The sequence below is a fragment of the Stenotrophomonas sp. Steno-Z10-HUANG genome (assembly GCF_056393075.1).
Genome location: NZ_JBWJPA010000001.1, coordinates 545,281 through 560,256 on the forward strand (window position 1 = coordinate 545,281; position 14,976 = coordinate 560,256).

General features: G+C 69.1%; 14 protein-coding genes. 5 read left to right on the forward strand and 9 right to left on the reverse strand.

Features of this window, described 5'->3' with window-relative positions; all coding sequences use genetic code 11:
- Positions 1-26: 26 nt before the first annotated feature.
- From AC06E6_RS02420 to AC06E6_RS02445, 6 genes are read right to left on the reverse strand one after another with little or no spacing between them, the layout of a single operon-like run.
- Positions 27-1,283, reverse strand: a complete 1,257-nt coding sequence (locus tag AC06E6_RS02420) for a cysteine desulfurase (RefSeq protein ID WP_478060168.1) — start codon at positions 1,281-1,283, stop codon at positions 27-29.
- Entirely contained in the window at positions 1,280-2,587 is a 1,308-nt protein-coding gene (sufD, locus tag AC06E6_RS02425; protein ID WP_478060170.1) for a Fe-S cluster assembly protein SufD, read from the reverse strand. Before sufD ends, AC06E6_RS02420 begins: the two co-directional genes overlap by 4 nt.
- Entirely contained in the window at positions 2,587-3,348 is a 762-nt protein-coding gene (gene sufC / locus AC06E6_RS02430) for a Fe-S cluster assembly ATPase SufC (RefSeq protein WP_428999376.1), read from the reverse strand. Before sufC ends, sufD begins: the two co-directional genes overlap by 1 nt.
- A 42-nt stretch (positions 3,349-3,390) precedes the next feature.
- Positions 3,391-3,801: a lysozyme inhibitor LprI family protein gene (locus AC06E6_RS02435; RefSeq protein ID WP_240212186.1), complete on the reverse strand. Its 411-nt coding sequence runs from the start codon at positions 3,799-3,801 to the stop codon at positions 3,391-3,393.
- Positions 3,798-5,273, reverse strand: a complete 1,476-nt coding sequence (sufB, locus tag AC06E6_RS02440; protein ID WP_104939362.1) for a Fe-S cluster assembly protein SufB — start codon at positions 5,271-5,273, stop codon at positions 3,798-3,800. Before sufB ends, AC06E6_RS02435 begins: the two co-directional genes overlap by 4 nt.
- A gap of 17 nt (positions 5,274-5,290) precedes the next feature.
- Complete coding sequence (locus tag AC06E6_RS02445) at positions 5,291-5,737, reverse strand: SUF system Fe-S cluster assembly regulator (protein ID WP_104939361.1); 447 nt, start codon at positions 5,735-5,737, stop codon at positions 5,291-5,293.
- Positions 5,738-5,914: 177 nt separating this feature from the next.
- Between AC06E6_RS02445 and AC06E6_RS02450 the strand changes: the two genes are divergently transcribed.
- Complete coding sequence (locus AC06E6_RS02450) at positions 5,915-6,382, forward strand: SET domain-containing protein (protein WP_478060173.1); 468 nt, start codon at positions 5,915-5,917, stop codon at positions 6,380-6,382.
- A 197-nt stretch (positions 6,383-6,579) separates the two neighbouring features.
- Here AC06E6_RS02450 and AC06E6_RS02455 read toward each other — a convergent pair whose 3' ends face one another.
- The 3 genes from AC06E6_RS02455 to AC06E6_RS02465 all read right to left on the reverse strand — a co-directional run bounded on the left by AC06E6_RS02455 (position 6,580) and on the right by AC06E6_RS02465 (position 8,451).
- Complete coding sequence (locus AC06E6_RS02455; protein ID WP_478060175.1) at positions 6,580-7,167, reverse strand: DUF1439 domain-containing protein; 588 nt, start codon at positions 7,165-7,167, stop codon at positions 6,580-6,582.
- A gap of 93 nt (positions 7,168-7,260) precedes the next feature.
- Positions 7,261-7,566 carry a DUF3861 family protein gene (locus AC06E6_RS02460; RefSeq protein WP_104939359.1) on the reverse strand — a complete coding sequence of 102 codons (306 nt, stop codon included), beginning with the start codon at positions 7,564-7,566 and terminating at the stop codon, positions 7,261-7,263.
- A 486-nt stretch (positions 7,567-8,052) separates the two neighbouring features.
- The gene (locus AC06E6_RS02465; protein ID WP_104940241.1) at positions 8,053-8,451 is read right to left on the reverse strand and encodes an HU family DNA-binding protein; all 399 of its coding nucleotides are present in this window, start codon (positions 8,449-8,451) and stop codon (positions 8,053-8,055) included.
- A 327-nt stretch (positions 8,452-8,778) separates the two neighbouring features.
- Between AC06E6_RS02465 and AC06E6_RS02470 the strand changes: the two genes are divergently transcribed.
- The 4 genes from AC06E6_RS02470 (at position 8,779) to AC06E6_RS02485 (ending at position 14,960) form a co-directional block, all read left to right on the forward strand.
- Complete coding sequence (locus AC06E6_RS02470) at positions 8,779-9,213, forward strand: OsmC family protein (protein ID WP_240212183.1); 435 nt, start codon at positions 8,779-8,781, stop codon at positions 9,211-9,213.
- A gap of 104 nt (positions 9,214-9,317) precedes the next feature.
- Entirely contained in the window at positions 9,318-10,010 is a 693-nt protein-coding gene (locus tag AC06E6_RS02475; RefSeq protein ID WP_478060177.1) for a glycine zipper 2TM domain-containing protein, read from the forward strand.
- Between the two features lie 87 nt (positions 10,011-10,097).
- The gene (locus tag AC06E6_RS02480) at positions 10,098-11,789 is read left to right on the forward strand and encodes an amidohydrolase (RefSeq protein WP_478060179.1); all 1,692 of its coding nucleotides are present in this window, start codon (positions 10,098-10,100) and stop codon (positions 11,787-11,789) included.
- Positions 11,790-12,272: 483 nt separating this feature from the next.
- Positions 12,273-14,960, forward strand: a complete 2,688-nt coding sequence (locus tag AC06E6_RS02485) for a TonB-dependent receptor domain-containing protein (RefSeq protein ID WP_478060181.1) — start codon at positions 12,273-12,275, stop codon at positions 14,958-14,960.
- The last annotated feature ends 16 nt before the right edge of the window (positions 14,961-14,976 follow it).

Below are 14,976 nucleotides of genomic sequence, written 5' to 3' on the forward strand. Positions count from 1 at the left end.
GGGCGGGGCATGCCCCGCCCCCACGCTCAGCCCAACAGGGCGCGTACCTTCATCAGCGCGGCCATGAACGCCTCGATTTCCGCGTGTGTGTTGTAGAACGCCAGCGAGGCACGGCAGGTCGCAGCGACCCCGTAGTACTGCAGCAACGGATGCGCGCAATGCTGGCCGGAGCGTACCGCCACGCCCTGCAGGTCGAGCAGGGTGGCCAGGTCGTGCGCATGCGCGCCTTCGACCAGGAACGAGACCACCGCCGCCTTGTGCGGCGCGGTGCCGAAGATGCGCACGCCGTCCACGCGCTGCAGTTCCTCGGTGAAGTGCGCCAGCAGTTGCTGTTCGCGGGCGGCGATGTGGTCGCGGCCGAGGCCGTCCAGGTAGTCGACCGCCGCGCCAAGGCCGACGAAGCCGGCGATGTTGGGGGTGCCCGCCTCGAACTTGTGCGGCGCGTCGTTGAACACCGTGCCGTCGAAGCTGACCTCCTTGATCATCTCGCCGCCGCCCAGGAACGGCGGCATCTCCTGCAGCAGCTCGCGGCGCGCCCACAGCGCGCCGGTGCCGGTGGGGCCGCACATCTTGTGGCCGGTGACGGCGTAGAAGTCGCAGCCGATGGCGGCGACGTCCAGCGCCAGGTGCGGCGCGGCCTGCGAGCCGTCGATGACGCTGACGATGCCGCGCCGGCGCGCTTCGCGGCAGATCTCGCGCACCGGGTTGACCGTGCCCAGTACGTTGGAGACGTGGGTCAGCGCCAGCAGCTTCACGTCCGCGGTCATCGCCGCGTGCAGCGCGTCCATGTCCAGGCTGCCGTCCGGGGTGATCTCGGCCACGCGGATGCGGGCGCCGGTGCGTTCGGCGACCAGCTGCCACGGCACGATGTTGGCGTGGTGCTCCATGCGCGAGACCAGGATCACGTCGCCGGCCTTCAGCCGCGGCAGCGCCCACGAGTAGGCCACCAGGTTGATGGCGAAGGTGGTGCCGCTGCACAGCACCAGCTCGTTGGCGCGCACGTTGAGGAAGCGCGCCAGCTTGGTGCGCGCGCCTTCGTAGGCGTCGGTGGCCTCGGTCCCCAGCGCGTGCACCGCGCGGCTGACGTTGGCGTTGTAGCGGCGGTAGAACTCATCGACCGCGCCGATCACCGGCAGCGGCTTCTGCGCGGTGTTGGCGTTGTCGAAGTACACCAGCGGCTTGCCGTTGACCTCGCGCATCAGCAGCGGGAAATCGGTACGCACGCGCTCCCAGTCGGGGGCGCTGCCGGTGTCGGGGAGGGGGCGCGGGGAGGAAAGGTTCATGCCATGCCTGCCTGGTGCAGTGCCTGGCCCAGGTGCTGGACCAGCTGCCCGGTGAGGGTGTCGTCCACGGCGGCCAGCGGCTCGTGGCAGAACGCGGTGCTGAGCATGGCGCGCGCCTGCTCGGCCGGCACCCCGCGCGAGCGCAGGTAGAACAGCGCGTTGGCGTCGAGCTGGCCGACGGTGGCGCCGTGCGCGGCCTTGACCTCGTCGGCGTCGATCACCAGCGTGGGCTGGGTATCGATCTCGGCGTCGGCGGACAGCAGCAGGTTCTTGTTGGACAGGTTGGCGTCGGTGCCGTCGGCGCCCTCGCGGATATGAATGCCGCCGTGGAACACGACCCGGCTGCGGTTGGCCGCCACGCCCCGCCACAGCAGCTCGGCACGGGTGTCGCGGGCGATGTGCTCGATGCCCAGGCGGGTGTCGATGTGGCGGCGGCCGGTGCCCAGCAGCACGCCATTGGCGACCAGCAGGGCGTTGTCGCCTTCCAGGCGCACGTTGAGTTCATGGCGGCTCAGCGCGGCGCCCAGTTCCAGGTCGATGCGGCGGTACTCCGCATCGCGCGCCAGCACCGCGTCGGTGCGCAGCAGCGCGGTGGCACGCGCGCTGTCGGCCTGCACGCGGGCATGCGCGAGCCGCGCGCCCTGCGCCAGGTGGACATGCACCAGGGTGTTGTCCAGGTGCGCGCTGTCGCCGGCCTGCAGGTGGTGTTCGACCAGGTCCAGCGACGCGCCACGGCGCAGTTCGACCAGGTGTCGGTGATGCCAGGCGATGTCGGTCGCGTCCCGGGTCGCGGCCGCGGCCGTGGCATCGGCGTGTGCGGCGGCCAGCGGCGCGCTGACGAACACCAGGTGCAACGGCGTCGTCGCGGCGATGCCCTCGGCCACCTGCACCAGCACGCCCTCGTCGGCGAGCGCGGCGTTGAGCTGGGCGAACACCTCCTCGGCGCGGTCGAAGCGGCGGCCCAGGAAGCCGGCGGCCAGCGGCTCGTCGCGGCGTACCGCCGACAGCGTGCGCACCTGGACGCCGGTGTCCAGCCCTGACAGGTCGCTGTGGGCGTCGCTGGGGCGACCGTTGACGAAGACCAGCCGCGGCGCCGGGATGGCGGCCAGCAGCGCGGCGTCGATGGTCGGCGCCTGCAGCGGCGCGGCACCGAAGCTGCGGCGTTCGAGCTGGCGCAGCGAGGTGTACTTCCAGGCTTCGCTGCGCGCGGCGGGCAGGCCGCTGCGCAGCGCGGCATCGAGCGCGGCACGACGCTCGTCGTTGCCGCAGAACGCGGCGGCCAGCGATTGCAGGAGCGGGCTCATTACTTGGCCGCCTCGCGCACCACGCGGTCCTTGAGGAAGTCGTAGCCGTGCGCTTCCAGTTCCAGCGCCAGCGCCGGGCCGCCACTCTTGACGATGCGGCCATCGGCCAGCACGTGCACCACGTCCGGCTTGATGTAGTCGAGCAGGCGCTGGTAGTGGGTGATGACCAGGAACGAGCGCTCAGGCGAGCGCAGCGCGTTGACGCCGTCGGCCACGCTCTTGAGCGCGTCGATGTCCAGCCCCGAGTCGGTCTCGTCCAGGATCGCCAGCTTCGGCTCCAGCACCGCCAGCTGGAAGATCTCGTTGCGCTTCTTCTCGCCGCCGGAGAAGCCTTCGTTGACGCCGCGGTGCAGCAGCTCGTCCTTCAGGTGCAGCACGGCCAGCTTCTGCCGCACCAGCTTGAGGAACTGCATCGAATCGAGTTCTTCCTCGCCGCGCGCCTTGCGCTGGGCGTTGAGCGCGGCGCGCAGGAAATAGGTGTTGTTCACGCCCGGGATCTCCACCGGGTACTGGAACGCCAGGAACAGGCCGGCGGCGGCGCGCGCCTCCGGCTCCAGCTCCAGCAGGTCGTTGCCCTCGAAACGCACGCTGCCCGCGGTGACCTCATAGCCATCGCGGCCGGACAGCACATTGCCCAGCGTGGACTTGCCGGCGCCGTTCGGGCCCATGATGGCGTGGACTTCGCCGGGCTTCACGTCCAGCGACAGGCCCTTGAGGATTTCCTTGCCGGCGATGCTTGCGTGGAGGTTTTCGATCTTCAACATGAGGGTGCGGTCTTCAAATTTGAATGTGGGGCAGGGCGATCAGAGCTCGCCTTCGGCGCGATCGAGGAAGGTGGCGCGCAGCCAGCCGGTGCGCTGCCGGGTGAGCTCGGCCTTGTTGGCCGAATACAGCATCGGGTACATCGAGCCGTACAGGACGCGTGGGTTCTCGTCCTTGCCCACCGGGTAGCGTGCCTGGATGTCGGCGTCGCGCAGCTGGATCCACAGGCGCTGGGCGTCGCGCAGCCTGGCGATGGCCACCGGCTGGCCCTGCAGCTTCTGCATCACCTGCCGGTACACGGCGTTGAGCTCGGCATCGCTGGCGTCGGCTTCACGCGCGGCGCATTCGTTGATGTCCAGCTGGGTGCGGGCGCCGTCGCAGGCCTTGCCCGGCGACGCGGCCGAGGCAGCGGCCGGCAGCAATGCCAGCAGGAGCAGGGGCAGGCGACTCATCCGACCGAGCCTTCCAGCGACACTTCCAGCAGCTTCTTGGCCTCCACCGCGAACTCCATCGGCAGCTCCTTGAACACCTGCTTGCAGAAGCCGTCGACGATCATCGACACCGCGTTCTCCTGGTCGATGCCGCGCGCGCGGCAGTAGAACAGCTGGTCGTCGGAGATCTTGGAGGTGGTGGCCTCGTGCTCGACGGTGGCGGCGGGGTTCTTCACCTCGATATAGGGGAAGGTATGGGCGCCGCATTTCTTGCCGATCAGCAGCGAGTCGCACTGGGTGTAGTTGCGCGCGCCGTCGGCGCTGGCGGCGACCTTGACCAGGCCGCGGTAGGTGTTCTGGCCACGGCCGGCGCTGATGCCCTTGGAGACGATCTTGCTCTTGGTGCGCTTGCCGACGTGGATCATCTTGGTGCCGGTGTCGGCCTGCTGGCGGTGGTGGGTCAGCGCCACCGAGTGGAACTCGCCCACCGAGTCGTCGCCCAGCAGCACGCACGAAGGGTACTTCCAGGTGATCGCCGAACCGGTCTCCACCTGGGTCCAGGTGACCTTGGAGCGGGCACCGCGGCATTCGGCGCGCTTGGTGACGAAGTTGTAGATGCCGCCGACGCCGTTCTCGTCGCCCGGGTACCAGTTCTGCACGGTCGAGTACTTGATCTCGGCGTCTTCCAGCGCCACCAGTTCCACCACCGCGGCGTGCAGCTGGTTCTCGTCGCGCATCGGCGCGGTGCAGCCTTCCAGGTAGGAGACGTGGCCCCTGTCCTCGCAGATGATCAGCGTGCGTTCGAACTGGCCGGTATTGTTGGCGTTGATGCGGAAATAGGTGCTCAGCTCCATCGGGCAGCGCACGCCCTTGGGCACGAACACGAAGCTGCCGTCGGAGAACACCGCCGAGTTGAGCGCGGCGAAATAGTTGTCGCCCACCGGCACCACCGAGCCCAGGTACTGGCGGACCAGTTCGGGGTGCTCGCGGATGGCTTCGGAGATCGAGCAGAAGATCACGCCCTTGTCGGCCAGCTCCTTGCGGAACGTGGTGCCCACCGAGACCGAGTCGAACACCGCGTCGACCGCCACGCCGGCCAGCCTGGCGCGTTCATGCAGCGGCACGCCGAGCTTGTCGTAGGTGTCCAGCAGTTCCTTGGGGACTTCGTCCAGCGACTTGTACTTGGGGCCCTTGGGCGCGGAGTAATAGCTCAGCGCCTGCAGGTCGATCGGGCCGATCTGCAGCTTGGCCCAGTCCGGCTGGCGCATGGTCAGGAAATGGCGGTAGGCGTCCAGGCGCCACTGCGTCATCCATTCCGGCTCGTCCTTCTTGGCCGACAGGGCGCGGATGATGTCCTCGTCCAGGCCTGGCGGGAACGACTCGGACTCGATGTCGGTGACGAAGCCGGCCGCGTACTTGCGGCCCAGCTGTTCGTGGATCTCGCGGTTGGGGGTGTCGGCGCTGCCGACGTTGTCGATGGTCTCGGTGGCCATGAGGCTGCCTACGGAATTCAGGAAACGATGCTGACGTCGATGCGCCGGCGATCAGCAAGTGGGAGGGGGTGCAGCATCTGCGCCAGGGTGACCCCGCGCAGGGCATCGGCGACCACGTCGTTGATCAGCCGCCAGTTGGAACGCACCCCGCACTGGCGCGCGATGCCGCACTGGCTCTCGCCCTGGCTGCATTCGGTGATCGCCAGCGGGCCTTCCATCGCCTCGACGATCTCGATCAGGCTGATCTCGGTGGCCGGGCGGGTCAGGCGGTAGCCGCCGCGCACGCCGCGCAGGCCTTCGACCAGCCCGGCCTGCGCCAGCGGCTTGAGCAGCTTGCTGACCGTGGGCGGTTCGAGCCCGGCGGCCTCGGCCAGCTCGGTCGCGCTCAAGACCTCGTCCGGCCGCGTGGCGAGCACGGTCATGACGACGCTGGCGTAATCGGTGAGCTTGGTGACGCGGAGCATGCGAAGGCGGGGAAATCAATGTGGACCGAAATTGTACGCTTTTGTGCGCGGGGCCTCAAATCGACCGCCGGCCGCCGCGTTGATGCAGGTCAAGCGGCCGCCTTGTGGCGCCCCGGGCTTGGGAAGCCTGCGCGACTGCGCGAGAATCCCCCTTCCCATCGTTTCCCGGCCATGTACATGCCCAAGAAGATCCAGGCGCGCAAATCCACCATCCACGGCAATGGCGTGTTCGCGCTGGCGGCCATTGCCAAGGGCGAGCGCATCATCGAGTACAAGGGGCTGCGCCGGACCCACGCCGAGGTGGATGCCGACGATGCGGGCGACGTGGAAAGCGGGCATACCTTCCTGTTCACGCTCAACGACGATTACGTCATCGATGCCAGCTACAAGGGCAACGACGCGCGCTGGATCAACCACAGCTGCGACCCCAACTGCGAGGCGCTGATCGAAGAGGCCGAGGGCGACGACCGCACCGCCGACAAGGTGTTCATCGAGGCGGTCCGCACGATCCGTCCGGGCGAGGAGCTGACCTACAACTACGGCATCACCCTGGCCGAGCGCCACACCCCGCGGCTGAAGAAGATCTGGGAGTGCCGCTGCGGCTCGCCCAAGTGCACCGGCACCATGCTGCAACCCAAGCGCTGAGCGGCAGCGGGTGACTGGACATGAAGAAGGCCGCTTCGGCGGCCTTCTTCGTTCCCGGCAGGTGGAACTGCCCGCTGGTCCGCAGGTGCCGGGCTTGCCCGGCACTGGACTTCCCCGGGGAGCTCCAGGCGGGGCAAGCCGCGCATCCACGGCCGTCTGTTTCGTGGCGCCTCGCGTCGTCGCAGGCGCGCCGAACCTCAGTTGCCCAGCAGCCCCTGCGGCAGCAGCGTGCCCAAGTTCTGGTTGAAATCCACCGCGATGCGGCCGTTCTCGATGCCCACCGACTTCACCTGCAGCGCGCCCATCACGTTGGCGATGGCCGGTTCGATGCGGTAGATCGGCTCGCGGCGCGCGTAGTCGGCCAGCCAGGTGTTGAGCAGGCCGCGGGTGCCCACGTCGAGTTTGGCCCCGGCCATGGCCGGGCGGAACGCATCGACGGTCGGCTGCTCAAGGTGGAAGCCACGGGTCTGCGCGTCGTAGCGCAGGCCGCTGCTGAGCTGTACGTTGCCCACCGGCATCGGCGCGCCGCCGGCGGCGGCCATGGCCAGGTCGAACTGCAGGTTCAGGCGGCTGCCCGCGGGCAGGGTGAGCCGCGGCTGGCTGACGGTCATCGCCAGCAGCCCGCCCAGTGCCTTCTGCGACCGCGGGAAGCTGCCGTCCAGATAATGCTGCACGTCGGCCGCGTCGACCAGGAGCCGGCGGCCGCTGACCTGCGGCGCGGCATGGGCGCTGGTGGCCAGGACCACGCAGGCGACGGCGGGCAGCAACAGGGTGCGGAGGTTCATCGTATCGGACTGTGAGAGTGCGGCGGGAAGCGACGCACGATACCCGGAAACGGTGAATGGCCGGTTAGCGCGCTGGCGACGGCGTCGCCGCAGTCACTGCGCCGGGCGCAGTGCGCGCAGCCGCGCGATCAGTCCGTCCAGTTCCGGCTGCAGCGTGGCCAGCGGGTGGCCGTCGCCGCGCGCGGCCGCGGCCAGCGCTTCCAGCAGCCCGGTGGCGACCACGACGCCGGCGGCCTCGTTGCAGGACAGGCGCCGCTGCCGCTGGGCCTCCTCCAGTTCGCGCATCCAGTCGCGCGGGCTGCGCTGCTCGAACTCGATGGTGCAACGGCCGCTGCACTGCAGGCCATCGGCTTCGATCGGCGTGACGGTGATGCGGTAACGGTGCTTGCTGCTGGACATGGTGTGGCGTGGGGTCGTGTGGCTTGGCGACCACCATAGGCCCGGCGCGCGGCCGGGGCGAGGCGCCAGCCCATGACGCTGTGTTCCAGTGCAGGCCGCCGCGCAGGGCAGCGGCCCCTGCCGGCGGGCGTCCCGTGGCCATCGCTGGCGGGCGTGCCGCAGGCCGCGTGGCGCATCGGTCCACGGTGCCGGCCATGGCGTCCGTTGGAGGGCAGGTCCCTTGCTTTCGAACCGCCGGCTGCTCCCGGTGCATGTCGGCGCCCGCCGATTGCTGCCGTTCCGGCAACGCACCGTGGTGATGGCGGCGCTTGCGCGCGGTGGCTGGATCTCCCCTCCGCGCATCCGCGCGGGTTGGCGCAGACGCCTTGCAGGCGGGCGCCGGGACGATTCCGGCGTTGCCCGTCTATGACCCGGGAAGCGCCGTGGATGGCGCAAAAAAAAACGGGACGGCATGGCCGTCCCGTTGTTTCGCCCAGGGCGCGCGGATCAGATCGCGGCGTCCTTGAGCTTCTTGAGCGGGCGCACCTTGATCTTGGTGGAAGCCGGCTTGGCGGCGAACCACTGCTCTTCCTTGGTGAACGGGTTGATGCCCTTGCGCTTCGGCTTGGCCGGCACGCTCACGGTGGTGATCTTCAGCAGGCCCGGCAGGGTGAAGCTGCCAGCGCCCTTCTTGTTGACCGATGCGGCAACGGCGCCTTCCAGCGCGGCCAGGACGGAACGGACATCCTTGGCGGCGACGCTGGTCGCCTCGGCCAGGTGTGCAACCAGACCCGACTTGGTCAGGGCTTCCTTGATCGGCTTGGGAGCGGCCGGCTTGGCGGCTGCCTTCGTAGCGACTTTCTTCGCTGCCTTCTTCGGGGCAGCCTTCTTAGCGGTCTTTGCCATGGTTTCCTGTTCCGTGAGCGGATGGTTGTTGGTCGTGCCGACCCCGTCGGCAAGCGAAATGTAGGGCATGCGCGGTGCATCGCCAATAGGCCGGGGCACAAAAACCCCATAAAAATTGCATCCAGCCGCCCTTTTGCCACGGCACGGGGCGACGGCGGCGGGAAAATGCACGGGAAACGCGCGGCGGACATGCCGGTAATGGCGGCGGGCATGGGTGCGGCCGGCAGCGCTGGCCGGCGCGCGGGGCGATGCCCCGCGGCGCACAAGGTGCTAACGAATGCTCGCCTAAGCTGGGGCCACCTTCAATGCATGCACAGGAGACTTGCCATGGGTATTTCGCGTCACGCCACCGCGCACTGGGAAGGTGACCTCAAGAGCGGGCAGGGGCGGCTGAGCACGCCGCAGAGCGGCCTGATGGACAACACCCGCTACGCGTTTTCCAGCCGCTTCGGCGACGAGAAGGGCACCAATCCCGAAGAGCTGATCGCCGCCGCGCACGCCGGCTGCTTCACCATGGCGCTGTCGGCGAAACTGACCGAAGCCGGTTTCCCGCCGCGCTCGCTCGACACCCGCGCCGATGTCGACCTGTCGATGGAGGGCGGGCCGCAGCTGTCGCGCATCCGCCTCAGGGTGAAGGCGGTGGTGCCCGGCATGGACGAAGTGAAGTTCCGCGCGGTGGCCGACGACGCCAAGCAGAACTGCCCGGTGTCCAAGGCGCTCAGCGCGGTGCCGATCAGCCTGGAAACCGAGTTCGCCTCCTGACCCGTCGGCCGGGGCGGTGCGCAACCGCCCCGGCGTTCCGGTTCAGGGCCGTTTCACGCGCCGCGCCGGAGCATCCGTCCATCTCCCACGCCGGTGCGGCCGCCATGTCCCGATCATTGCCTGTTGCAGGTGTCTTGGTCTTTGGTTGCCTGCTGGCGTTCACCGCCTCGGCGCAGCGCTACGACGACGGCAGCTATCGCCCCTACCCGGGCAGCAGCGGCCAGTGGCGCGACGATGATGGCCGTTACGACCGCGACGACAACGGCCCGGTCTACGACTACGCCCGGGTGGTGCGGGTGGACCCGATCATCGTCGACGGCGGCGGCCGCCAGGGCGCCTGTTACGAGCGCAGCGATGGCGATTACGTGTACGACGCCGACGGCTACCGCCGCGAGCGTGGCGATATCCGCGACTATGGCGACGGGCGCGATGGCGGCTATCGCCAGGGCAGCGATGGCGGGCGCCAGGTGGCAACGGTGATCGGTGGCCTGGCCGGCGCCATCCTCGGCAGCCGCATCGGTGGCGGCGATGGCCGCTATCTCGGCACCGCGATCGGTACCGTCGCCGGCGGCGCCGCCGGTCGCGCGATCTATGACGCCAACAACCGTCCGCTGTACCGCCGTTCGGACGTGCGCGTCTGCGAGCCCGAACGCGATGTCGGTGGCTATGGCTACGAGCGCGAACGGGTGGCCGGCTACGACGTTACCTACGAGTACGCCGGCCGCGAGTACCACACCCGCCGCGACTACCACCCGGGCGAACGCATCCGGGTGCGGGTGGACGTCAGCGCCGACTGATCCGCGCCCGACGGCGCCCGCGGTTCGTTGTCACGCCTGGCCGATGACGGCATAGTCGCCGTTCCCGTTGGCCAGGAGTGTCCCCGCATGCGCCGTACCGCCGCCTGTCTCGCCATCCTGCTTCCCTGCCTGCATGTCGCGCCGGTCGCGGCCGGGGTGCGGGTGCTGCTCGCCGACACCATCCGCACCGGCGATCCGCAGCAGCCGTCCGCCAGCGCGCTGGCCTGGGACACGGACGACGGCCGCCTGCTGGCGGTGGGCGAACGCACCACGCTGCTGCAGCGCTATCCGCAGGCCACGCGGGTCGATGTCGGCAAGGCCACGGTGGTGCCGGGCCTGATCGACGCGCACGCGCACTTGGTCGGCCTTGGCAACACCCTGGCGCAGGCCGATCTCAATGGCGCGCGCAGCCGTGCCGACGTGGTCGAGCGGCTGCGCGCGTTCGAGAAGACGCTGGCGCCGGGCGAGTGGCTGCTTGGCGCCGGTTGGGACCAGAACCGCTGGGACGATACCGCGTTCCCGACCGCCGCCGACCTGGACGCCGCGTTCCCCGAACGACCGGTGTACCTGGAACGTGTCGACGGCCACGCCGGCTGGGCCAACAGCGCCGCGCTGCGGATCGCGGAAAAGGCGGGCAGGTCGCTGTCCGGCGACTGGCAACCCGAGGGCGGGCGCATCCTGCGCGATGCCGCCGGCAAGCCGGCCGGGGTGCTGGTGGACGCTGCGTCGGCGCTCGTCAGCGCGCACATCCCGGCGCCTGACGCGGCGGTGCGCGAAAAGCGCCTGCAGGCCGCACTGCAACTGGCGGTCAGCAACGGCCTGACCGGCGTGCACGACATGGGCGTGTCGCGCGGCGACCTGGCGGTGATGAAGCGGCTGGCCGACCAGGGCAGATTGCCGCTGCGCATCGACGCCTACGCCGATGGCAACAACGCGGCGCTCGATGACCTGTGCGCCAACGGGCGCTACACCCATCCGGGCGGGCGCCTGCAGATGCATGGGGTAAAGCTGTTCATGGACGGCGCGCTGGGCAGCCGCGGCGCCGCGCTGCTGGCCGACTACAGCGACGACCCGCACAACCGCGGCCTGCTGATGACCTCGCCGGAGGAATTCGAGGTGGCCGTGCGCAAGGCCGATGGCTGCAAGGTGCAGGTGGCCACCCACGCCATCGGCGACCGCGGCAACCGCATCGTGCTCGACACCTACGAGAAGGTGCTGGGCGCACACAAGGGCAACGACCACCGCTGGCGCGTGGAGCACGCGCAGGTGGTGGCGCTGGAGGACATCCCGCGCTTCGCCCGGCTCGGGGTGATCGCCTCGATGCAGCCCACCCACGCCACGTCGGACATGGGCTGGGCCGAGCAGCGCGTCGGGCCGGAGCGGATCAAGGGGGCCTATGCCTGGCAGCGTTACCTGCACAGCGGCGCGCGGCTGGCGCTGGGGTCGGACTTCCCGGTCGAGCAGGTCGATCCGCGGCTGGGCCTGTATGCCGCGGTGACCCGGCAGGACCGCGATGGCCACCCGCCGGGTGGTTGGCAGCCGGAGCAGCGCCTGAGCGCGGAACAGGCGCTGCGTGGCTTCACCAGCGACGCGGCGTATGCCGGACATGACGAGACCCGGGTCGGGCGCCTGCGCGCCGGCCTGCACGCGGACTTCGTGGTGCTCGATCGCGATCCGCTGGATCCGGCCAGCGGTCGCCTGGACGCATTGAAGGTGCTGTCCACCTGGGTCGATGGCGAGCCGGTGTACACCGCCGCGGCGCCGGCCGGCGAAGGCTGACCCCGCGGTGCGGCGCGGCCGGAGTGGCCCGGCCGCACCGTGACGCCGATACCGGATCGCCGCACGGACAGGCCGCGGTGGACGCCACGCTGCGCGCGCCAGAGGGCCATGCATCCACGCCGCGCAGGTTGCATGCAGGTGGAAAATCCGCGCAGTCGCGGCTGATATGTGCCGCTACGGCGGCGGTTGCGGAAGAAACCGTCCGCTCTTCGTCGCGTGGTCGAGCGTGATGCAGTTCACCCTGCGAGAGACGGTGGATCCGCAGGTCGAATCCGGCCAGGCGGCGTCGCGCCCCATGCGGCGGGCGTTTGCGCGCCCCGGCGCTGAGCCGGCCGCTGGGCCCGATCCGCCGGAAAATCCGGTTGCAGGCGCAATGAAATTCGTCTTCCCCCAGACACTGCGCTTTGTTCGTTCACGAGTTGGCACTGTCGGTACGCCCCCTGCGGGCGTCCCACAGTCATCGCGAATCCGGGTAACGAACACATGCGCAAGCCACTCCCGCTTCATCCCCTGACGTTGTGCGTCCTGGCCACCCTGGCCGCCTCCGCCGACGTCCATGCCCAGGCCAAGGAAGAAGGCAGCGATCGCAAGGTCAGCGATCTCGCCACGGTCAGCGTCTCCGCCTCGCGTATCGACCGCCCCGAACTGGTGGCGCCGACGCCGACCCTGCCGATCACCGCCGAAGAGCTGAAACTCGACACGCGCACCAACATCGGTGCCGCGCTCAACGACCTGCCACAGTTCCGCGCGACCAGTTCGCCACAGACCACCGGTTCCAACACCGGTGCCGGCAATGCGCCGGTCGACCTGCGCGGGCTGGGCATCTCGCGCACCCTGGTGCTGCAGGACGGCCGCCGCATCTCCAGCGACAACGACCTGAACACGATCCCGTCGATCGTCGTGAAAAGTGTCGACGTGGTGACCGGTGGTGCCTCCGCGGCGTGGGGCTCGGGTGCGGTCGGCGGCGTGGTCAACATCACCCTGGACCACGACTTCGTCGGCTTCAAGGCCGGCGCCCAGGCCGGGCAGTCCACCTACGACGACGGCAAGGAGAAGCGCTTCGAGGCGGCCTGGGGCACGGATTTCGCCGACGGCCGCGGCCATTTCCTGGTCGGCGGCGAGTTCCTCGACAACGACGGCATCGTGCCGCGCAGTTCGCGCAGCCGCGCCGGTCGCTGGTCGACGTTGTCCATCGGCAATGGCCAGTACCAGCTGACGCCCGATGTCGGCTTCTCCGACGCAGGCTACGGTGGCCTGATCCTGTCCGGCGTGCTCAAGGGCAAGGCGTTCAACCCGGACGGATCGCTGCGCGACTTCCAGTACGGGCATGTCGTCGGTGCGCTGATGAGCGGCGGCGAGGGGCCATCGAACGACGACTACAGCCCGCTCAGCGCGCCGCAGAAGCGGTATTCGGTGCTCGCCAGCGGCCGTTATGACCTGAACGACGATGTGCGCCTGACCGCCGAAGTGCGCCACTCGCGGATGTACAACAACTACATCTGGTTCGGTGACCACAACCGCAACAACCTGGATATCGGCATCGACAACGCCTACCTGCCGCAGCACGTGCGCGAAGCGATGCAGCAGGCGGGTGAAACCAAGCTGCGCATCGGCCGCTTCAACAACGACATCAACTACCCGCACATCGATTTCGAGCGCAAGACCACGCAGGCCACGCTCGCCCTGGATGGCTACGCCGGCGACTGGCGCTGGAGCGCGTACTACAGCCATGGCGAGGCCGAGGCGAACTTCGATACGCCTGGGTTCATCCTGCGCGAGGCATGGGCCAACGCCATCGATTCGGTGATCGACCCGGCCACCGGCAAGCCGGTATGCCGCGTCAGCCTCGGCAACCCGGCGCTGCACTGCGTGCCGATCAACGTGTTCGGCGAAGGCGCGCCGTCGCAGGAGGCCATCGACTACGTGACCGGCACACCGCAGCAGCGTGCCAAGACCACGCTGGACGTGTTTGGTGCGAGCCTGCGCGGCGAGCCTTGGGAACTCCCGGCAGGCGCGGTCTCGGTCGCGTTCGGCGTGGAGGGCCGGCGCGAGGCGATCGACCAGCGTGTCGGCGCGCTGGACGCGGCCAAGGCCTTCCGTTCGTTCAACTTCAGTGCGATGAAAGGCGCGTTCAACGTCAAGGAAGCCTTCGGCGAGGTGCTGGTGCCGCTGGTCAGGGACGTGCCCGGCCTGAACAACCTGGCGCTGAGCGCGGCCGCGCGCATCTCCGACTACAACACCACCGGTTCGATCTGGTCGTGGAAGCTCGGCTTCACCAACGAGTTCGTCGATGGCTTCCGCGGCCGCATCGCCCGTTCCCGCGATATCCGCTCGGCCAACCTGGGCGAGCTGTTCACCACCACCACCACCGGCTGGAGTTACGTCACCGACCCGACCAACAACCAGACCGTGTATGCGCTGAGCAACGGTGGCGGCAACCCGGGGCTGCGTCCGGAAACGGCGGACACCCTGACCGCTGGGCTGAGCTGGTCGCCGCGGGCGGTCGAAGGACTGGACCTGTCGCTGGATTATTTCAACATCGACATCAAGGACGTGATCACCACGATCGGGCTGCAGGACATCCTCAACCGCTGTGCCGCCGGCAATGCCGAACTGTGCAGCCGGGTCGAGCGCGACGCGGGAGGAAACATCACCCGCATCGTCTCCACCTACACCAACCTGTCCCAATACAAGACCGACGGCGTCGACCTGGAAGCCTCCTACCGCCGCGACGCGCGCCTGTTCGGCGTGCCCGGGCGGCTGCGCCTGCGCACCCTGGCGACCTGGGTCAACAGCCTGAGCACCGACGACGGGGTCAAGCGCATGGAGTACGTGGGCTCGCAGGGCTATGCGTTCGGCCTGGGCGTGCCGAAGTGGCGCGCGGTGTCCAGCATCGCCTTCGACAGCGATGCGTTCTCGGTCAACGCACGCGCGCGCTACCTGTCCGCGGGCGACTACGACCGCAACCAGAACATCGTCAACAACCGGATCGGCAGCTACGTGTACTACGACGTCGGCGGCGCCTACCGGCTGGGCGGCGAGGGCAGGGTGGAGCTGTATGCCAGCGCCAACAACGTCTTCAACAAGAAGGCGCCCATCGCCGCGACGTTCTCGCCCTATTACGACGTGATGGGGGCCTACTACACCGCCGGCGTGCGGGTGAAGTTCTGAGCGGCGCGGCCGCCAA

Bases quoted from the DNA above. Each gene is read 5' to 3' on its own strand.
- AC06E6_RS02465 (WP_104940241.1), bottom strand. From the start codon at position 8,451: ATGGCAAAGACCGCTAAGAAGGCTGCCCCGAAGAAGGCAGCGAAGAAA.
- AC06E6_RS02450 (WP_478060173.1), top strand. From the start codon at position 5,915: ATGCCCAAGAAGATCCAGGCGCGCAAATCCACCATCCACGGCAATGGC.
- sufB (WP_104939362.1), bottom strand. From the start codon at position 5,273: ATGGCCACCGAGACCATCGACAACGTCGGCAGCGCCGACACCCCCAAC.
- AC06E6_RS02470 (WP_240212183.1), top strand. From the start codon at position 8,779: ATGGGTATTTCGCGTCACGCCACCGCGCACTGGGAAGGTGACCTCAAG.
- AC06E6_RS02435 (WP_240212186.1), bottom strand. From the start codon at position 3,801: ATGAGTCGCCTGCCCCTGCTCCTGCTGGCATTGCTGCCGGCCGCTGCC.
- AC06E6_RS02460 (WP_104939359.1), bottom strand. From the start codon at position 7,566: ATGTCCAGCAGCAAGCACCGTTACCGCATCACCGTCACGCCGATCGAA.
- AC06E6_RS02420 (WP_478060168.1), bottom strand. From the start codon at position 1,283: ATGAACCTTTCCTCCCCGCGCCCCCTCCCCGACACCGGCAGCGCCCCC.
- AC06E6_RS02455 (WP_478060175.1), bottom strand. From the start codon at position 7,167: ATGAACCTCCGCACCCTGTTGCTGCCCGCCGTCGCCTGCGTGGTCCTG.
- AC06E6_RS02475 (WP_478060177.1), top strand. From the start codon at position 9,318: ATGTCCCGATCATTGCCTGTTGCAGGTGTCTTGGTCTTTGGTTGCCTG.
- AC06E6_RS02480 (WP_478060179.1), top strand. From the start codon at position 10,098: ATGCGCCGTACCGCCGCCTGTCTCGCCATCCTGCTTCCCTGCCTGCAT.
- sufD (WP_478060170.1), bottom strand. From the start codon at position 2,587: ATGAGCCCGCTCCTGCAATCGCTGGCCGCCGCGTTCTGCGGCAACGAC.
- AC06E6_RS02445 (WP_104939361.1), bottom strand. From the start codon at position 5,737: ATGCTCCGCGTCACCAAGCTCACCGATTACGCCAGCGTCGTCATGACC.
- AC06E6_RS02485 (WP_478060181.1), top strand. From the start codon at position 12,273: ATGCGCAAGCCACTCCCGCTTCATCCCCTGACGTTGTGCGTCCTGGCC.